Annotated in this window: 17 protein-coding genes; 6 read left to right on the top strand and 11 right to left on the bottom strand. The window is 69.1% G+C overall.

The genetic code is table 11. From position 1 onward, the window contains the following. Nucleotides 1–3: 3 nt before the first annotated feature. The 3 genes from NBT82_RS03295 to cyoE are packed head-to-tail and all read right to left on the bottom strand — an operon-like array spanning nucleotide 4 to nucleotide 2,924. A complete protein-coding gene (locus NBT82_RS03295) occupies nucleotides 4–363 on the bottom strand; it encodes an OB-fold domain-containing protein (protein WP_345780708.1) in 360 nt (119 codons plus the stop codon). Next, complete coding sequence (locus tag NBT82_RS03290; RefSeq protein ID WP_251330163.1) at nucleotides 360–1,514, bottom strand: thiolase family protein; 1,155 nt, start codon at nucleotides 1,512–1,514, stop codon at nucleotides 360–362. The genes NBT82_RS03295 and NBT82_RS03290 overlap by 4 nt, the downstream gene beginning before the upstream one ends. Before the next feature lie 48 nt (nucleotides 1,515–1,562). Beyond that, the gene (cyoE, locus tag NBT82_RS03285; protein ID WP_251331338.1) at nucleotides 1,563–2,924 is read right to left on the bottom strand and encodes a heme o synthase; all 1,362 of its coding nucleotides are present in this window, start codon (nucleotides 2,922–2,924) and stop codon (nucleotides 1,563–1,565) included. A gap of 190 nt (nucleotides 2,925–3,114) precedes the next feature. Here cyoE and coxB point away from each other — a divergent pair, with 190 nt between their 5' ends. Then, nucleotides 3,115–3,912, top strand: a complete 798-nt coding sequence (coxB, locus tag NBT82_RS03280) for a cytochrome c oxidase subunit II (RefSeq protein ID WP_251330162.1) — start codon at nucleotides 3,115–3,117, stop codon at nucleotides 3,910–3,912. Between the two features lie 16 nt (nucleotides 3,913–3,928). On the opposite strand, the gene NBT82_RS03275 is transcribed toward coxB, so the two are convergent. Next, entirely contained in the window at nucleotides 3,929–4,354 is a 426-nt protein-coding gene (locus tag NBT82_RS03275) for an FAD synthase family protein (RefSeq protein WP_251330161.1), read from the bottom strand. A 210-nt stretch (nucleotides 4,355–4,564) separates the two neighbouring features. Here NBT82_RS03275 and han point away from each other — a divergent pair, with 210 nt between their 5' ends. After that, nucleotides 4,565–6,484, top strand: a complete 1,920-nt coding sequence (gene han / locus NBT82_RS03270) for a Hef-associated nuclease (RefSeq protein ID WP_251330160.1) — start codon at nucleotides 4,565–4,567, stop codon at nucleotides 6,482–6,484. A gap of 54 nt (nucleotides 6,485–6,538) precedes the next feature. On the opposite strand, the gene NBT82_RS03265 is transcribed toward han, so the two are convergent. After that, nucleotides 6,539–8,158, bottom strand: coding sequence for a phospholipase D-like domain-containing protein (locus tag NBT82_RS03265; RefSeq protein ID WP_251330159.1), 1,620 nt, complete (start codon nucleotides 8,156–8,158; stop codon nucleotides 6,539–6,541). Between the two features lie 72 nt (nucleotides 8,159–8,230). Here NBT82_RS03265 and NBT82_RS03260 point away from each other — a divergent pair, with 72 nt between their 5' ends. Next, on the top strand, nucleotides 8,231–8,473 hold the full coding sequence (locus NBT82_RS03260; RefSeq protein ID WP_251330158.1) for a hypothetical protein: 243 nt from the start codon (nucleotides 8,231–8,233) through the stop codon (nucleotides 8,471–8,473). 91 nt (nucleotides 8,474–8,564) lie between these two features. On the opposite strand, the gene NBT82_RS03255 is transcribed toward NBT82_RS03260, so the two are convergent. The 3 genes from NBT82_RS03255 to NBT82_RS03245 are packed head-to-tail and all read right to left on the bottom strand — an operon-like array spanning nucleotide 8,565 to nucleotide 11,060. Then, nucleotides 8,565–9,065 carry a sensor histidine kinase gene (locus NBT82_RS03255; protein WP_251330157.1) on the bottom strand — a complete coding sequence of 167 codons (501 nt, stop codon included), beginning with the start codon at nucleotides 9,063–9,065 and terminating at the stop codon, nucleotides 8,565–8,567. 42 nt (nucleotides 9,066–9,107) lie between these two features. Beyond that, nucleotides 9,108–9,953 carry an aldo/keto reductase gene (locus tag NBT82_RS03250; RefSeq protein WP_251330156.1) on the bottom strand — a complete coding sequence of 282 codons (846 nt, stop codon included), beginning with the start codon at nucleotides 9,951–9,953 and terminating at the stop codon, nucleotides 9,108–9,110. 24 nt (nucleotides 9,954–9,977) lie between these two features. Next, entirely contained in the window at nucleotides 9,978–11,060 is a 1,083-nt protein-coding gene (locus NBT82_RS03245) for an ATP-binding protein (RefSeq protein ID WP_251330155.1), read from the bottom strand. Between the two features lie 115 nt (nucleotides 11,061–11,175). Between NBT82_RS03245 and NBT82_RS03240 the strand changes: the two genes are divergently transcribed. After that, nucleotides 11,176–13,338 carry a thioredoxin domain-containing protein gene (locus tag NBT82_RS03240; protein WP_251330154.1) on the top strand — a complete coding sequence of 721 codons (2,163 nt, stop codon included), beginning with the start codon at nucleotides 11,176–11,178 and terminating at the stop codon, nucleotides 13,336–13,338. A gap of 27 nt (nucleotides 13,339–13,365) precedes the next feature. Here NBT82_RS03240 and NBT82_RS03235 read toward each other — a convergent pair whose 3' ends face one another. Beyond that, nucleotides 13,366–13,737 (bottom strand): TlpA family protein disulfide reductase, encoded by a 372-nt coding sequence (locus NBT82_RS03235; RefSeq protein ID WP_251330153.1) that lies wholly within the window; start codon nucleotides 13,735–13,737, stop codon nucleotides 13,366–13,368. A 137-nt stretch (nucleotides 13,738–13,874) separates the two neighbouring features. Here NBT82_RS03235 and ligA point away from each other — a divergent pair, with 137 nt between their 5' ends. Further along, nucleotides 13,875–15,923 (top strand): NAD-dependent DNA ligase LigA, encoded by a 2,049-nt coding sequence (gene ligA, locus NBT82_RS03230; protein ID WP_251330152.1) that lies wholly within the window; start codon nucleotides 13,875–13,877, stop codon nucleotides 15,921–15,923. A gap of 102 nt (nucleotides 15,924–16,025) precedes the next feature. After that, on the top strand, nucleotides 16,026–16,919 hold the full coding sequence (locus NBT82_RS03225; RefSeq protein WP_251330151.1) for a PLP-dependent cysteine synthase family protein: 894 nt from the start codon (nucleotides 16,026–16,028) through the stop codon (nucleotides 16,917–16,919). Between the two features lie 47 nt (nucleotides 16,920–16,966). On the opposite strand, the gene NBT82_RS03220 is transcribed toward NBT82_RS03225, so the two are convergent. Beyond that, nucleotides 16,967–17,422 (bottom strand): DUF5804 family protein, encoded by a 456-nt coding sequence (locus NBT82_RS03220; protein WP_251330150.1) that lies wholly within the window; start codon nucleotides 17,420–17,422, stop codon nucleotides 16,967–16,969. A gap of 44 nt (nucleotides 17,423–17,466) precedes the next feature. Then, entirely contained in the window at nucleotides 17,467–18,666 is a 1,200-nt protein-coding gene (locus tag NBT82_RS03215) for a tRNA sulfurtransferase (protein WP_251330149.1), read from the bottom strand. Nucleotides 18,667–18,715: the final 49 nt, after the last annotated feature.

Raw genomic sequence — 18,715 nt, 5'->3', positions numbered from 1 at the left:
CGGTTAGACCGGTTCGAACCGGTAGCCGTCCCACGCCTGACTGTCGGGTTCGCGGATACCGGCGCCGGGCTCCCGGAGTTCCTCGACGTACACCGGTCGCACCTCGTCGCCGATCGCCACGTCGTCGGTCGTGAGGCCGCCGAGGGCGCGGACCGGTTCGCCGTCGACGTCGAACTCGACGATCGCGAGGGGGTTCGGTTCGCGGACGCCCGGGGGCGCCGCGGTGCTCGTGGTCCAGGTCACGATCTCGGCGGTGTACTCGCTGAGATCGACCGTGTCGACCGGTTTCTCTCCCCCGGGACCGATCGGGTGGCCCGGGTACGTGATGCTGCCGTCGGGATATCGGTACGCTTCCATCATCAGTTTGCCTCCATGAGAGTGGTGATGACGCAGTTGCCGAAGCCGCCGACGTTACACGCCAATCCGGTGTCGGCGTCGTCGACCTGTCGCTTCCCCGCATCGCCCATCAACTGTTCGTAGATCTCGTAGGCCTGTGCCACGCCGCTCGCGCCGAGCGGATGGCCCTTCGATTTCAGGCCGCCGGAAGGGTTGATCGGCAGGTCGCCGCCCATCTCGGTGCGCCCCTCCTCGACGGCCTTCCAGCCCTCGCCCTTCTCGAAGAAGCCGAGATCCTCGCTCTGGAGAAACTCCAGGATCGTGAACATATCGTGGAGTTCGGCCACGTCGACGTCCTCGGGCCCGAGGTCCGCCATGTCGTAGGCGATCCGACTCGACTCGACGACCCCGCGCATCGTCGTCGGGTCCGTGCGCTCGTGGACCACGTGTGTGTCGGTCGCGCCGCCGACGCCCGGCACCAGTACGTAGTCGTCCGCGTACTCCCGGGCGACGGACTCGGGACAAAACATGAGCGCGGCGCTCCCGTCGGTGATTGGACAGAAGTCATAGAGCCGTAGCGGGTCGGCGACGATGGGAGAGTTCAGGACCGTCTCCAAATCGACCTCCTTCTGGAACTGGGCGTGGGGGTTGTGGACGCCCTGCCGGTGGTTCTTCACCGCGACCTTCCCCAGACTCTCGCGGGGCGCGTCGTACGTGTCGAGATACAGCCGTGCGGTCAGCCCCGCGAAACTCGGGAGCGTCACGCCGTGTTTGTACTCCACCGGATGGGTGATCGAGGCGATGACGTCCGTCGCCTCGGGGGTCGTCCGGTGGGTCATCTTCTCCGCGCCGACGAGCAGGGTCATGTCGCTGGCGCCGCTTGCCACCGACTGCCAAGCGTGTTTGACCCCGGCCCCGCCGCTCGAACTGGTCTGGTCGATGCGGGCGGTGTAGGCTGGCATCGCCGCGAGGTCGTGAGCGAGGGCGTTCATGATTCCCGTCTGCCCCTCGAACTCGCCGCTCGCCATGTTCGAGACATAGAGGTGATCGACCGCATCGGGCGGGACGCCGGCATCGTCGAGACACGCCGTTCCCGCCTCGGAAAGCAGGTCGAGGACCCACCCCTCGCGCTGCCCGAACTGGGTCATCGAGGCGCCGATGATCGCTACGTTCTCCATACACCGTCCCCGGCAGCCACCGGCTTACCGTTTACCCTTGTCGAGGGATTAGAGTGCCAGCGTGTCGACGACGACGGCGAGCAACAGCGCCCCGAGATAGGCGTTCGAGGCGTGAAACGCCCGGAACGCGGCGGACTCGGTGCGGTCGACGTGCAGACGGACGACGGCCCACAGGAACGCCGCCCCCAGCACGACGGTGGTGAGAACGTAGAGCCAGCCGAGCGACTCCCAGGTCGCCAGCACACCGGCCCCGACGAGCGTCGCTCCGAGCCACCAGAGGATGTGTTTTCGGGTCTCCGTCTCGCCCCGCACCACGGGCATCATCGGGAAGCCGCCGCGGGCGTAGTCGTCCTTGTACGCCAGCGCGAGGTTGTAGAAGTGTGCGGGCGTCCACAGGAAGATCACCGTCGCGAGGACGAGGCCACCGAGGCCGACAGACCCCGTCACGGCGGCCCAGCCGATGAGTGCCGGGAGCGCGCCGGCCGCACCGCCGATCACCGTGTTCTGGACGGTGTTGGGCTTCAGGACGAGCGTGTAGATCACGCTGTAGAAGACGATGGCGACGAACCCGAGGACGGCCACGAGGGGGTTGACGGCGGCGAAAGCGACCAGCGACCCGACGGTCAGCAGGCACCCGAACGCCACCGCGTTGCGCACCGACACCACGTCGGTGGCGAGCGGCCGGTCGCTGGTACGGTTCATCCGCCGGTCCACGTCACGCTCCAACACGTGGTTGAACGTACCACTGGCGCCGATCGAGAGGACGCCTCCGAGCAGCGTCAGCGCCACCGTCCGGGGTTCGAGCGTTGGGCCCGCGGCGAGGGCCATCCCCGCCGAGGCGACGAGACAGAGCAGCCACATCAGACGCGGCTTCGTGAGCCGGAGATACGCCCCCGAAACGGCCCGAAAGCGGGCGACGGGAGCGTCCGGCAGCGTCGGTCGACCGGCGTCGGACGACGGCGGTGCCTCGGGGGACGAGAGCGCGTCGAGGTCGGTGACGGGGGCGTCCGACGGGTGTCCGGTCTCGACTTCGAGCGTCCACGCGAGGGCGGCGACCAGGCCGCCGAAGATGACCATCCCCACGAACAGGTGGGCCGTCGAGAGGGTGCCGGACGCGCCGGTGGTCGCGACGACGGCCCCGAGTGCGGCCTGGGCGGGATAACAGAGCATCGAGATGCCGAGTGCGGCACGGACCCGTCGACTCCGGCCGCTCCGCCACGCGGCGATGCCGGCCGCGAGGACGAGCAGTCCGACGACCACGGCGGCGAGGCGGTGCCCGATCACCAGCGTACCGGCGACGGTCGTCGGGAGCGCCGACCCACCCCCGCAGGCCGGCCACGCGGCACAGGTCTCGGCCGCGTCGGTGACCGCGATCGTGGTTCCGACGAGCAAGAGCAAATACACTCCCATCGCACTCGCCGCGAGGAGCCCGGGGAACCGGTCGGTCACGTCTCGAAGCACGTATCGATCACTACCGGAAGTTGGAAAGCCGCCTATTTAGGCACCCCGCTTTTTCCCACTCGACGGAGGCGACGATCCGACCGGTGATCCGCCCTATCAGTAGCTATTTACGGAGGAGATTCTAACCCCCCCATAGAGTATGAAACGGTCGCGCCTCGTGCTTGCGTCGCTGCTGTCGGCGGTGGCTCTCTCACTTGCCGCCGATCCAGTCGCGGCCCAGAGTTCAGTGTCCGCGGAACTCATCAACGATCTGAACAACAAACTGCTGCTGATCGCCGTCCCCATCACGCTGCTCGTCGAGGGGATTCTCATCTACACCGTCTACCGGTTCAGGAGCGCCGACGAGGCGAAGCCGACCCAGGAGAACCGTCGCCTAGAGATCACCTGGACCGTCGCGACGGCGGTCATCCTCCTGTTCGTCGGCGTCGCCTCCTACGGCGTCCTCGCGAACGAGAACGTCACCTTCGAGCAGGGCGATGAGGCGGTCGCTCCGGATAGCAACGACGTCCTCGTCCACATGGACGCCTTCCAGTGGGGGTGGGAGGCGAGTTACCCACAGGAAGACGTCTCGCTCGCCAGTACGTCGCCGACGGTGGTGGTCCCGGTCGGACAGGACGTCTACTTCAACATCACGTCGAGCGACGTGTTACACGCGTTCCACGTGCCACAGATGGGGCTGAAACAGGACGCGATGCCCGGTCAGTCGAACGTGATCAAGACCGTCCCCCTGGAGGAGGGAACCTACCAGGGCTACTGTGCCGAGTTCTGTGGCGTCGCCCACTCGCAGATGTACTTCGAGATCAAAGTCGTCTCCCAGGCGGAGTACGAGCAGTATCTCGAAGAGCAGAAGAGCGGATCGTCGAGCGACCTCGAAGCCGACGAGGAGGTCGTCCGCGCGCACGACGAGTCGCTCGCCCAAGAGCCGATTCTCGCCTGAGGCCGGCAACCCCGTTCTAACACCGACGCTCGACGATCCGCTCGACGATCCGCCCCGTCGACGTCAGTTCGTCGGCGGGCGGGTCGCGAGCGGACGCCCGTTCGACCCGACAGTCGACGCCACGCGACCGGAGCGCCGAGCGAAGGTCTGCCTCGTCATGATGCTGGTCGTAGCCGAGGACGATGACGTCCGGATCGATGCGTTCGATGGGGACGAAGATGTCTTCGGGGTGGCCGAGGCGGGCCTCGTCGACGACATCCAGCGCGTCGACCATCCGTCGGCGCTGTCCGTCCGAGAGGATCGGCGACGGCTTGTGGGTGACGTTCCGATCCCGGGCCACGATGACGTGAAGCCGGTCACCCATCGCGGCGGCGTCGGAGAGATAATGAACGTGGCCGGGATGGAGGATGTCGAAGGTCCCCTGCGCGACGACGTCGGTCATGACTCGACGTCGACGCCCTCCCGTCGCGGTCGTCGACCCGCGTCGACGGAGAGCCGCTCGGCAGTCCAGTCGGCGGTTCCCATCCGGAGGCGCCACATGGATACCGCTCGGGTGCGTCGCCTTCTAAGGGTTCCGGATACCCTGCGACTGGCGGCGTAACGGCGGACGTATTCTGCAAGGCTTAACTTCGGTCACCGATCACACGATAGTATGACCGCAGGGAATGCCGGGGATTCCGGCACCAACGCGCGGGACGATTCCCGCTCCGTCGTCTACGATCTCGCACCCGACTGTACGGCCGAGGACGTAGACGTCGGCGAGTACTACCACGCCGTCGTCAACGGCGTCGTCGCATACGGCGTCTTCGTCGACGTCTCCGACGAGGTCTCCGGCCTCGTCCACGAGTCGAATCTCGACGGCGACTACGACGTCGGCGATCGACTGCTCGTCCGTCTCGACGAGATCCGGGAGAACGGCGATATCGCCTTCACCGAGGCGACTCTCGACGACTACCGAACGGTCGCGGTCGATCACCAGCCGACGATCACGCCGATCGAGGAGCTATCGGTCGGCGAGACGGTGACCGTCGAGGGGGCGGTCATCCAGATCAAACAGACTGCCGGCCCGACCGTGTTTCGTTGCTGTGACGGCACCGGGATCGTCGCCTGCACGGCCTTCGAGGAGGCGGGCGTCCGCGCCCATCCCGACGTGGATCTCGACGACATCGTCCGGATCTCGGGGAGCGTCGAGGAACACGAAGGAAGCCCCCAGATCGAGGTGGAGTCGCTCGCTCGGCTGAGCGGGTCGGCGGCGGAACGGATCCGGGAACGTGTCGACGCAGGGCTCGACGACCGGGCCGAGCCACACGACGTCGACCCGCTGGTGGAGTGGGAGGCCTTCGAGAAGCTCCGTCCGAACCTCCGCGAACTCGCCCGCCGCCTCCGTCGGACCGTCCTCGAGGGGCGGCCGATCAGGGTTCGGCACCACGCCGACGGCGACGGGATGTGTGCCTCCCTGCCCGTCCAGGTGGCGCTCGAACGCTTCATCACCGCCGTCCACGACGACGACGACGCTCCACGCCACCTCATCAAGCGCCTCCCGAGCAAGGCACCCTTCTACGAGATGGAGGACGTGACTCGCGACCTCAACTTCGCGCTCGAAGGCCGCGAACGCCACGGCCAGAAGCTTCCGCTCCTGCTCATGCTCGACAACGGTAGCACCGAGGAGGACGTCCCAGCCTACGAGAACCTCGCACATTACGACGTCCCCATCGTCGTCGTCGACCACCACCATCCCGATCCCGACGCAGTGAACGGGCTGCTGGACGCTCACGTCAATCCCTACCTCCACGGCGAGGACTATCGCATCACCACCGGGATGATGTGTGTCGAACTGGCCCGGATGATCGATCCGGAGATGACCGACGAACTCCGGCACGTGCCCGCGGTGGCGGGACTGTCCGACCGGTCGAAGGCGGAGACGATGGCGGCTTTCATCGATCTGGCTGGCGAGGCCGGGTACGGCCGGGACGACCTCTCCCGGATCGGCGAGGCGCTCGACTACGCTGCCCACTGGCTGCGCTACAGCGAGGGCAAGACACTCGTCAGCGACGTGCTGAACGTAGACTGCGACGACGAGCGCCGACATCGGGAACTCGTCGACTTCCTCGCGGATCGCGCCGAGCGTGACGTGGACCGCCAACTGTCGGCGCTCGAGCCCCACGTCGAACACGAACGACTGGAAAACGACGCCCACCTCTACCGAGTCGACCTCGACGACTTCGCGTACCGCTTTACCTACCCCGCGCCGGGCAAGACGACGGGCAACCTCCACGACCGCAAGGTCGAGGAGACGGGCGACCCCGTCATCACCATCGGCTACGGTCCCGACTTCGCCGTCCTCCGCTCGGACGGCGTCCGCCTCGACATTCCGGAGATGGTGGCCGAACTCGACGAGGAAGTGGGCGGCGGCGGCGTCTCCGGCGGCGGCCACCTCGTCGTCGGCTCGATCAAGTTCGTGAAGGGGATGCGAAGCGAGGTGATCGACGCGCTCGTCGAGAAGATGTCGGAGGCGGAACTCGACGAAGAGCTGTCGAGCGCGGCGACTCTCGACACCTGTAGTAGCGATTGAAAGTCATTACACAGCCGATCGCAGTACTGAGTCCGATCGGCTGAGCAACCAGTTTCAATCGCTACTATCGTCGAACCGGATCGTCTTCTTCGCGACCAACAGCGCGAGCACCAGCGCCGCGGCCGCGCCGGCGACGAGGACCCAGGTCCCCCGACCGACGCCGCGCTCCCAGTCGGCGGCGAAAGCCTCCCGAAAGTACGCCGCCAGTTCGTCGCTCCGCACCGCCACCGCCACCTCGCGGTTGTCCGAGACGGCGTTGGCGTTCCAGTTGAGGCTCCCGACGACGACCACGTCGTCGGCGACGACACCTTTGGTGTGGATTTTCTCGAACCGACCGCGCGGCTCGGCGACCCGCGCCGAGAGCGGCAGGCCGCGGCGCTCGGCGACGCCGTTCAGCCACTCGACGAGCGCCGCGTTCTCCTCCGCTACGTACCACGCACCGGAGAGGAGCACGCGCACCCGGACGCCGCGGGCTGCCGCCCGGACCGTCGCCCGGAGGAGGGGACCGTCACGTCGACCGATGCTCGGCTGGATCACGTCCACGCGCTCGTCGGCCGTGTCGATCACCTCCACGACCGCGGACTCGGCGTTGCCCGGCGCGGTGAGAACACGGACGGTTCCGGTCGCCGTCGCTGGGTCGAACCGCGAGGGGTACGAGCCGTTGGCCGGCCGTCCGGGATCGAAGGACCGTCCCCGGCGGTAGCGGCGCCACGGGATCGCGTCGTGCCACCCCGCGTCGGCACGAAAGAGTCCGGCCAGGTCGTCGGCGACCGCCCGGGAGTCGACGACGACTCCCCATCCCCGACTGCTCCGGCCGCCCACACCCGACGGCTTCCAGTTCTCCGACGTGACGAGCGCCCGATCGTCGACGACGGCGTACTTCGGGTGGTGATACTCGAAGCGCGCCCGGGGACCGCCGAGGACGGCCACCTCGATGCCGGCCTCGGCCAGGCGGTCGAGCGTCGCGGCGCCCCGTGCGGAGCGGCCGCCGACCGGATCGCCGTCCACGAGGACGCGAACTGCGACCCCGCGGCGCTCGGCGGCGACGAGCGCGTCGGCGATCCGATCGCTAGTGAATGTGTAGCCCGCGAGAAGGATGCGACGTCGAGCGTCGCGGAGCGTCTCGACGGGGACGCCCGGCGAGTCGGGGAGGAGAAATCCCGTGACCGGTGCGCGACCGTGCGACCGGACGTCGCGTGGCTGGAAGCCGACCGGCTGCCACCGCCGTCCATCGGATCCGTCGACGAGCCGTTCGCCGGACGGCGCGTCGCGGTAGGCGAGACGGTCGACGACGACGCCGGCGCGGCGGAGTCGGAGCCGCTCGCCCTCGTTCGACAGGGAGAGCCGCGGGACGGCGAGGATCGGTGTGTCGGTCAGCCGGCGCGTCGCGTTCGGATCGGCCGTGACGGCGATGCGGCCGCCGGGACGGTCGGCCGGAAGTTCGATCGTCGTCTCGCCGTCGCCGAGCGTCCAGTTGGCCGTGGAACTCTCCGGTATCCGGACGACGACGAACTCACCGGTGTCGCCGTCGGCGACGGGGTTGGGGACGGCGGCGACGAGGGCCGGCGTCCCGTCGGCCGGAGCGGCGACGGCCACCGACTGGATTCGGCCGGCTACGACGACGACGAGGACGACGGCGAGCGCGCGGACGTGACGGTGACGGGAGACGGGCACGGCCGGGCCTGGCCGCGCCTCCCGACATGAATCTTCGGAGGATTTTTGTCCCCGTCCGTCGGCCGTCCGAGCATGGTCGCGGTGGCGAACGCACTCAGGCTGCTCGGGTCGGCACTCGGTGCGCTCGGCGGGGCGCTGGTGTTCATCGAGTTCTTCCAGATGCCGAGCTACGTCGAATACAACGAGGAGTTCCAGGACTACCGGATCGACGGGAGCCGAACCGAGGTTCGGGAACACACCTGGATCGGTCGAGTCGGCGGGTTCTGTCTCTCGCTCGGGTTCGCACTGCTCTTTCTGGCGACGTTTCTCGGGTGAACGTCGGCCGGTCCCGTCGTGGCCGGGGACGGGGATGGCGACGGGTGACGACTCTCGGCGGTCGGCGTCCGATGGCGAGCGTGGGCGCGGACTACCGATCCGAAAGGCCGCGAAGTTCGAACTGCGCACCGCCGTCGTCGCTGTCGGTCACGGAGAGCGTCCAGCCGTGTCCGTCCGCGATCGGTCCGACGATGGCGAGACCGTACCCCGTTCCGCCCGGGGTCGTGGAGTAGCCGTGATCGAAGATCGTCTCACGGAGGGACGCCGGAACCCCCGGACCGTCGTCGGCCACGTAGACGGTGTCGGCGCGCCGCACGACGCGGATCGCGATGCCGGGACCGGCGTGTTCGACGGCGTTCCGAAGGCGGTTCGCGAGGAGTTCTCGGAGCCTGCTCGCGTCCGTCTCGACCGTGCCGAGATCACCCTCGACGCGGAGGGACGCGGATTCGGTCTCGACGTTGCGCCAGGCCTCGCCGACGCCGGGCTCCGCGCGGAGGGGTTCCGTCTCGCCGATGACTTTCACCTCCTTCGAGAGTGCGAGGACGTCCTCCACGAGGGTATCGAGCCGTTCGAGGGACTCCCGGCCGCCCACGCCACGGGGCTGGGGGGTCCGTGGCCCGCGCTATCGACCGACTCACGTCGACAGTCGCGCCATCTCCTCGTCGGTGAGAGTCAGTTCGGCGGCGGCGACGTTCGCTTCGAGGTGATCCACACTGGACGTGCCGGGGATTGGCAAGACGACCGGGGAGCGTTCGAGGAGCCACGCGAGCGCGACCTGTCGGATCGTAGCGTCGTGGGCGTCGGCCACCGTCGCCAGTGTGTCGCCCCTCGACTTTAGGTCGCCGCCGCCGAGCGGGAAGTACGGCAGGAAGCCGATGTCGGCGTCCTCGCAGGCCGCAAGGACGTCGTCGTGGGTGCGGTCGGCGACGCTGTACTCGTTCTGTACCGTCGCGACGTCGACCACGTCCCGAGCGCGTTCCAGCTGATCCACGGAGACGTTGCTCACGCCGACGTGGCGGACGACGCCACGGTCCTTGAGTTCGGCGAGGGCGTGCATCGACTCCTCGATGGGGACGTCGGGGTCGGGCGCGTGGTACTGGTACAGGTCGATGGTGTCGACCCCGAGACGGTCTCGGCTACACAGCGCGGCGTTCCGGAGGTAGTCGGGGTCGCCGTGGCGGAGCCAGTCGCCGTCGGGTGTCCGGAGGAGACCGCCTTTCGTGGCGACGACCGCCTCGTCCGGCGTGGTGGACTCGCCGAGCAGCCGTTCGCTGGTCCCCGGGCCGTACGAGTCAGCGGTATCCACGAGGTCGACGCCCAGTTCGGCCACACGGGCGAGGACTCGGCGGGCCTCGGCGGAGTCGTCCGGCGGTCCGAGGACCCCGGAGCCGGTGATTCGCATGGCGCCGAAGCCGAGGCGATGGACGGTGAGGTCGCCGCCGATGTCGAACGTGTCACAGGTCTCGCCGAGAGGTCGCATGGCGGTGGATTGGTCCCCGGCGGGTTATAGTCGGCGCGGCGGCCGCCGGAACTCGACGACCACTTCCGTCCCGCGGGGGTCGTTGTCGCGCACCTCGACGCCGCCGCCGTAGTGGTTCATCAGCGTCTTCACGAGGGCGATCCCCCGTCCCTCGCCGGATTCGATGGCGGACTCGAACAGATGGTCCTTCACGTCGTCACGGATGCCGGGACCGTCGTCGGCGATGCTCACGGAGACGGTTCGACCGGCGCGTTCGGCGGACACGCGCACGGTCGGGTCGGATCGATCGTGGTGCTGGACGGCGTTCTGCAGGAGGTTGGCGAAGACGGCAGAGGCGGCGTCGGTGGCCATCACGTACAGTTCGGGCTGGACGTCGACCTCGAAGGTCGCCTCGGGGTGGTCCTCGCGGACGTCCTCGACGGCCCGCAACACGACCGTCGAGACGTCCGTCGGCGAGGGCGTGTGCTCCCCCGAGAACACGTCCGATAGGCGTTTCACGTCCTCGATCAGCGAGGCGATGGCGTCGCTCCGCCGTTCGATCGGGACGAGATACTCGTCGGCCACGTCGTCCCGTTCGTCGAGAAGGGTGGTGTATCCCTGAATGACCTGGGTCGCGTTCAATACGTTGTGTCGGAGGTGGCTGTTCAGGAAGACTAAGGCGTCACGTCGGTGGTCGGCCTCCCGGACCGCACGGTTCGCCCGGGCGTAGTAGATACCGGCCACGCCACCCCCGATCCCCCCGCCCGCACCCACGACGATGACCCCCAGGGCAGCCTCGCCGACGGCCCGACCTTCCAGGAGGCGGAGGCCGACCGTCAGGGAGGAGAGGGCGACGAAACCGACCATCCCGCCGAGACACCACCGGACCACGGACCAGGTCTCCTCGGTCGAGAGGCCACAGGTCGACAGCCAGCGTCCGAGACCGAACAGCCCCGCCGACATCGTGAGACAGAGACCGAGCGCGAGGAGGGGAACGAGTCCGAACCCCAGGGTTTCGACGTCGGCGAGGAAGTTGGCGACCGAGACGCCGGCGACGGCAACCCCGAGGCCCACGACCAGCGTCGGCGCGTGGGTCGCGAGCATCCGTTCCCACGCCGGTACGTCCATAGTCATGCATCAGTAACCACCTACAAAACGGTTACCTGACGGCGGGGCCCCGCAGGCCGCAGACGCAGCTCAGAGTTCTGTTGGGTTTACCCGTCTGGGCGCCGAACCCACGACCATGACGACGCCGACGCGTCGGAACCGCCTCGACGAGGAGGCCAGTCCGTATCTCGAACAGCACGCCGACAATCCGGTCAACTGGCAGCCCTGGGACGAGACAGCCCTCGACGTGGCCCGGGAACACGACGTTCCCATCTTCCTGTCGGTGGGCTACGCCGCCTGCCACTGGTGTCACGTGATGGAAACGGAGAGCTTCCAGGACGAGGCGGTCGCCGAGGCGCTCAACGAGGCGTTCGTCCCGATCAAGGTCGACCGGGAGGAACGCCCTGACGTCGACAGTGTCTACATGACCATCTGCCAGCTCGTCTCGGGGGGCGGCGGGTGGCCACTCTCGGTCTTTCTCACCCCCGAGGGCAAGCCCTTCTACGTCGGGACGTACTTCCCCCGGGAGCCACAGCGTGGTCGCCCCGGCTTCCTCCAACTCGTCGAGGACATCGCGCGGTCGTGGGAGGAGGATCGCGAGGAGATCGAATCCCGTGCCGATCAGTGGACTGCGGCCATCACGGACGAACTGGAGTCGACGCCCGAGCAGCCGGGGCAGCCGCCCGACTCCGAGCTTCTGGACTCGGCGACGGCGGCGGCCATCCGGAGCGCCGACCGCGAACACGGCGGATTCGGGTCCGGCGGGCCGAAGTTCCCCCAGCCCCGCCGGATCGACCTCCTGCTCCGGACGGCGACGCTCGACGGCGACGAGGCGTCCCGCGAGGTGGCGACGGAGGCGCTTGACGCCATGGCGACCGGCGGGCTCTACGATCACGTCGGTGGCGGCTTCCATCGCTACGCCACCGACCGGGAGTGGACGGTGCCCCACTTCGAGAAGATGCTCTACGACAACGCGGAACTCCCGCGGGTGTACCTGCTGGCAGCCCAGGTCACCGGCGCGGACCGATACGCCCGGGTCGCCCAGGAGACGATCGCATTCCTCGAACGCGAACTACGACACCCACAGGGTGGATTCTTCAGCACGCTCGACGCCCAGAGTCGCCCGCCCGCGTCGCGAACCGACGCGGACGACCCCGAGGACGCCGAGGGAGCCTTCTACGTGTGGACGCCCGATGAGGTCCACGAGGCGATGGCGGGCGTCGACGTGGAGGGCGTCGACGCCGAGACGGTCGCGACCCTGTTCTGTGACCGATACGGCGTCGAATCCGGCGGCAACTTCGAGCACGGAACGACGGTCCTCACGGCCGCACGGAGCTACGTCGACTTGGCCGAGGACACGGGGCTCGACGAGGCGACGGTCGAACGGGCACTGATGAGTGCGCGGAGCCGGGCGTTCGAGGTGCGCGCCGACCGGCCCCGGCCGGCCCGCGACGAGAAGGTGCTCGCGGGGTGGAACGGTCTCGCCATCTCCGCGGTGGCGGCCGGCGCGCGCGTCCTCGACCCGGCGCTCGCGGGAACCGCCACGGACGCGCTGGCGTTCGTCCGCGAACATCTCTGGGACGCCGACGAGCGACGTCTCTCACGGCGCTACAAGGGCGGGGACGTCGCCGTCGACGGCTACCTCGACGACTACGCCTTCCTCGCGACGGGCGCCTTCGACTGCTATCAGGTCACCGGCGAGGTGCGCCACCTCGCGTTCGCTCTGGATCTCGCGCGCGTGATCCGCGAGGAGTTCTGGGACGCGGACGCGGGCACGTGCTACTACACGCCCAAAAGCGGCGAGGGGCTGGTAACCCGGCCACAGGAACTGAACGACCAGTCCACGCCGTCGAGTCTGGGGGCCGCCGCCGCCCTGTTCGACCGACTCGACCACTTCGTGTCCGACGAGGACTTCGCTGGGATCACGGAGCGTCTGCTGTCGACCCACGCCGACCGAATTCGGGGCAGTCCGCTCGAACACGCGTCGCTCGTCCTCGCGGCCGACGCCCACACCCGCGGCCCGGTCGAACTGACACTCGCGGCCGATACGGTGCCGACCGCGTGGCGGGAGACGCTCGCCGAGACGCCGCTGCCGACGGGCGTGATCGCACCCCGACCGGCGAGCGACGACGACCTCGACGGGTGGCTGGACGCCCTCGGCCTCGATGCGGTGCCGCCGATCTGGGCGAACCGCGACGCCGAGGACGGCGAGCCGACCGCCTACGCCTGCCGGGACTTCGCCTGTTCGCCGCCGCGGACGGACCTCGACGCAGCGCTCGACTGGCTGTCCGGGCGGTAAACGGAAAGGAGAGCCGCGTGCCGGGGCCTACGCCTGGGCCCGCTCGTCGCGCTCGGCGATCCGTGCCGCGAGGTACTCGGCGATCGGTTCCGACTCCTCCTCGACGAACCGGGCGACCTCCTCGTCCGCCCGCTCGACGACGACCGTCGGGATGAACTCGATCCCGTACTCGTCGACGCCGTCGCCTTGCTTGTCCTCGTCGACGGGATGCTGTTCGATCCGCTCCGCGGGGACGCCCGCAGCGTCGAGGGCGGCGGCGAAGGCGGGCAACTGCTCCCGGCAGTCGCCACACCAGTCCGCGCCCCAGACCCGGTAGGTCAATCCCTCGCGACCGAGTGCCTCGCGAACGTCCACGTCCCCGTCCCACTCCGCGGTCGGCTGCATCGTCTCCAGAGACATGGAAGGAGGTACCACACCCGCGGGCTTAATCGCAGCGTTTCGGGAGGCTCGGATCGTGGCGGACACCGACCGGTATCGGCGATGCCGGTCGAGTCGCTGGCTATTCGTACCCGGCGTGCGCCTGTGCGGACAGCGAGATGGTCGAGGCACCCGAGGACAACCCGTACGTTCGCGATCCGGACACGTCGTTCGCGCCGGTCGAGGAGATAGAGGAGGAGACGGCCCGCGAGCAGGTTCGCGACCTGCGTGCGGCGATCGAGTACCACGACTACCGCTACTACGTGGTCAACGATCCCGTCGTCGCCGACCGCACCTACGACGCGCTGTTCGATCGGCTGGCGGAACTCGAGGAGGCGTTCGACCTCCACGACGAGAACTCGCCGACCCGGCGGGTGGGTGGCGAACCGCTCGACGAACTGGAGACGGTCGCCCACGTCGCTCCCCTGTTGAGCCTGCAGTCCGCGGGCGACGCCGACGAGATCCGCGCGTTCGACCGCCGGATCCGCGAGACCGTCGGCGAGGTGACCTACTCCGCGGAGCCGAAGTTCGACGGCTTCTCCGTCGAGGTGGTGTACGAGGACAGTGCCTTCGAGCGGGCGGTTACCCGCGGCGACGGGCAGGAAGGCGAGGACGTGTCGGCGAACGTCCGCACGATCGGGAGCGTTCCCCTCCACCTCGACGGCGCGCCGGACGTACTCGCCGTCCGCGGTGAAGTGTACATGCCCCGATCGGGGTTCGTCGACCTGAACGAGCGGCGGATGGAACGCGGCGAGGAGCCCTTCGCCAACCCGCGGAACGCGGCGGCAGGGACGGTCCGACTGCTCGATCCCAGCACCGTCGCCGACCGCCCCCTCGACGTGTTCTTCTACGACGTGATCGAGACGTCGGCCGATCTCGACTCCCAGCGGGAGGCGTTCGACCTGCTCCGAGGACTCGGGTTTCGGGTGAACGACGAGACGACCGACGTCGGCGACGTCGAGGCGGTGATCGACTACCGCGACCGCCTCATGGCCGAGCGCGACGACCTGGAGTACGAGATCGACGGCGTCGTCGCCAAGGTCGTCGACTTCGCGAAGCGGGAACGGCTGGGGTCGACCGCTCGTCATCCACGGTGGGCCTTCGCCTACAAGTTCCCGCCCCGGACGGGGGAGACGGCCGTCGAGCGCATCGTCGTTCAGGTTGGCCGGACGGGAAAGCTCACGCCGGTCGCTCTGCTCGATCCCGTGGACCTGCAAGGGGTCACGATCAGCCGTGCGACGCTGCACAACGCCGCACAGGTCGACGACCTCGGGGTCCACGAGGGGGCGACGGTCCGTATCGAGCGGGCGGGCGACGTGATCCCGGAAGTGGTCGAGGTGGTCGCGGACGCCGACGCGGACCGCGCGGCCGGCGACTTCGCCATGCCGGATACCTGTCCCGTCTGTGACGGCGACGTCGTCCGGGAGGGCGAACACCACTACTGTACGAACGCGTCGTGTCCGGCCCAGCTCCGGCGCAGCCTGCAACATTTCTGTTCGCGGGACGCGATGGACATCGAGGGCGTGGGTGCGGCAGCCGCCGACCAGTTGGTCGAGGCGGGGCTGGTCGAGTCGCTCGCCGACCTCTACACCCTCGACGCCGCCGACCTCGCGGCGCTCGACGGCTGGGGCGAGCGCTCGGCCGAGAACCTGCTGGCCGAACTGGAGGCGAGCAAGGCCGTCGACCTCGGCACGTTCGTCTACGCGCTCGGCATTCGTCACGTGGGCACGGAGCGCGCGCGGGCGCTCGCGGCCGCCTTCTCGCTCGATGAGTTGCTGGACGCGAGCGTCGAGGCGCTCCGCGACGTCGAGGACGTGGGGCCCGAAGTCGCGGCCTCCGTCGCCTCCTACTTCGACACCGAGGCCAACGTCGAGACGGTCGAACGGCTGCTCGAGGCGGGTGTCGACCCGGAGCGCCGGGACCGGGACGACGAACTCGACGGCCTGACCGTCGTCTTCACGGGGAGCGTCCCCGGCTACACCCGCTCGGAGCTGACGGAGCTGCTGGAGACCCACGGCGCGAACGTCACGTCGTCGGTCAGCGGGGCGACGGACTACCTCGTCGTCGGCGAGAATCCCGGGCAGCGAAAGCGCGAACGGGCCGACGAGGAGGGCGTCGAGACGCTCGGGCTCGCGGCGTTCGAGGAGCGGATCCTCTCGCGGCTCTAGGGCACCCGGCCGCGGGCCGTCCCGCGGTAGTCGGGCGGAGGGGGCCGTGGACAGTTCCCGGTTCCATCACCGATTTAGGCGACGGTCGCGAACTCACGTCCCATGTACGACAGCATCCTCGATGCCATCGGCTCGCCCCTGGTGCGGATCGACTCCCCGCCGGGGACGACCGTCGCGGCCAAGATCGACTCGAAGAATCCGGGCGGGTCCGCGAAGGATCGCCCGGCGAAGGCGATGGTCGAGGCGGCGGAGGCGGCGGGCGACCTCGGACCCGGCGACACCATCGTCGAGCCGACCAGCGGGAACACTGGGATCGGCCTCGCCGTCGTCGGTGCCGCCAAGGGCTACGACGTGCGGGTCGTGATGCCGTCCTCGAAGTCGCCCGAGCGCCGGGCGATCATGCGGGCCTACGGCGCCGAGGTGGAACTCGTCGACGGCGAGATGGACGCCGCGAAGGAACGGGCGGACGAACTGGAAGCCGCGGGGATGGTCCAGATGCGGCAGTTCGAGAACCCCGCGAACCCGGAGGCCCACTACCGGACGACGGGATCGGAGATACTCGAAGAGACGGATCGGCGGATCGACGCGCTGGTCTGTGGCGTCGGCACCGGCGGCACCATCTCGGGGACTGGCCGGCGATTGACGGAGGCGTACCCGGAGATGGCGGTAGTGGGCGTCCAGCCGGACACCAACCGGTTTCTGACCGGCGATCCGGGCGAGGACGACTTCCAGGGCATGGGACCGGGCTTCGTCGCCGAGAACGTCGACGTCGACCTCCTCGACGACGTGGAGGACGTCTCGCTGTCGGCCGCTGAGGCGGAGTGTCGGCGCCTCGCCCGCGAGGAGGGGATTCTGGTCGGCCAGTCGAGCGGCGCGTCGAGCGTCGGCGCGAGGCGGGTCGCCGAGCGGCTGGTCGACGAGGTCGACGATCCGCTCGTGATCACGGTGTTCTGGGACAGCGGCGAGCGGTACATGTCGACCGGGCTGTTCGACTAACACGGCGGTCGACCCGGTTCCACACTCAGTGAGTCGGCGATGGGGGGTCAGCCGCCGCCGAACTCGGATTCGGTGACCCGAACGACGACGGTGTCGGCGGCGGGGCGCAGGTCGTACTCCGGGACCGTCCCGTCGACGCGCGTGGCGTACATGGGTTCGACGAGTTCGTCGTCGATCAGGCCGTACACCCGGAGGAACGTCGCGGTGTCGGCGGGGTCGACGCCGCCGTCACGGACCGCTTCTGCAAGGTCACGGGAGAGCCACTCGTCGGTCGAGACGCTCGGCTCCCGAACCAGCGCACAGTCGGCGAACCGGACCAGATACCAGTTCAGATCGTTCAGAAGCGAGACGGCGGCGCCGAGACTGACGGTATCGACGGCGACCGAGTTGGCGAAGGGCTCGTGGAGGTCGTACGTGGCAAGTGCCGCTCGCGACGTCTCGCGAGAGAGAAGTTCGTACCGGAGATCGACGTCCGCGTCCCCGACGAGACAGACCTGCGTCACGGGCGTGTAATCGGCGGGCGGGACTAAAGCGGTTGCGCCGGCGGTCAGCCGTCCGCGATCCACAGGTCGTCGACGGCGGCCGCGGCCCGGTCGAGCAGGTCGTCGGGTTCCGCCGCCTCGACGGCGTCGAGCGTCGTCCCCGTCGCGGGTGTCGACGGAGCCAGGCGCTCGCAGCCGGCAGGGATCGAGGAGTCCTCGTCAGTGCCGATGGCCCGTGCCTGCTCGACGATGTCGGCCTTGTCGCGGGTGAGCAGCGGCCGGTGGACCGGACAGTCGACCGCCGCGTCGGTGACGGCGAGGTTGCGGACGGTCTGACTCGACTTCTGACCGATCGCCTCGCCGGTGACGACGCCGGCCGCGTCCGTCCGCTCCGCGACGACCTCGCCGATCCGGAGGAGCGCCCGGCGCCACGAGAGCATGCGCGTCTCCCCGACCTCGGTCACCAGTCGGTCGACGACGTCGCCGCCCGGAACGATCCGGAGGCGACAGTCGACGTTGGGGACGTAGCTCGCGAGTCGGTCGACGGTCGCGGCCGCCCGCGCCTCGTGGTCGGGGCCACCGTACGCCCCGAGGTCGACGTACACCGGTCGGATCGGCGCCCCGCGGCGCATCGCCTCGTAGGCCGCGACGGGGGAGTCGTGGCCGCCGCTGACGAGGGCGACGAGCGGTGCCTGTGTCCCCACGGGGAGGCCGCCCGGTCCCGCGACGCTCTCGGCGGCGACGTGTGCCCGATCGCCGCGAACCTCGACGTGGTAGGTGCGGTCAGGGTCGTCGAGGTCGACCGACGCGTCGGTGACGGCGCCGACGATCCGTCCCCCCTCGCGTTCGAGGTCGCGACTGGAGAAGTCGTGTGCGTCGTCGTCACCGACGCGACGGGCACGGACGGCGTAGGTGTCGACTGGCGGGGCGTCCCGTGCCAGTCCGGCGAGCGTGTCGCCGATTGCGTCGTGGTCGGCGGGGCCGCCGACGGCGGGACGGGCCCAGACGACACCCATCGCGTCGGCGGCGATCCGGGCGGCCCATTCGGGGTCGGGCGTGTGGACGACCAGACGCGCCCAGGTCCGCTCGACCGTCGCCTCGACGCCACGGTCGGCGAGGAGTGCGGCAACGTTGTCCCTGAGGCGATCCGTCATCTTGCCCCGCACCTCGCTGCTTTTCGTTCCGAGTTCGCCGAAGCTCACGAGGACGACATCGGTAGCGAGCGGCGGATCGGCATCGTCGTCGGTGCGCTCCTCGGCGGTCACAGCCGACGTAAGCGGGCGGGGTACTAGGGTGGTTCGGTCCCCCCCCGGA

Source organism: Haloplanus sp. HW8-1 (genome assembly GCF_023703795.1).
Classification (GTDB): Archaea; Halobacteriota; Halobacteria; order Halobacteriales; family Haloferacaceae; genus Haloplanus; species Haloplanus pelagicus.
Note: the sequence above shows the minus strand (reverse complement) of the source record. Positions and strands in the feature narration are given on the sequence as shown.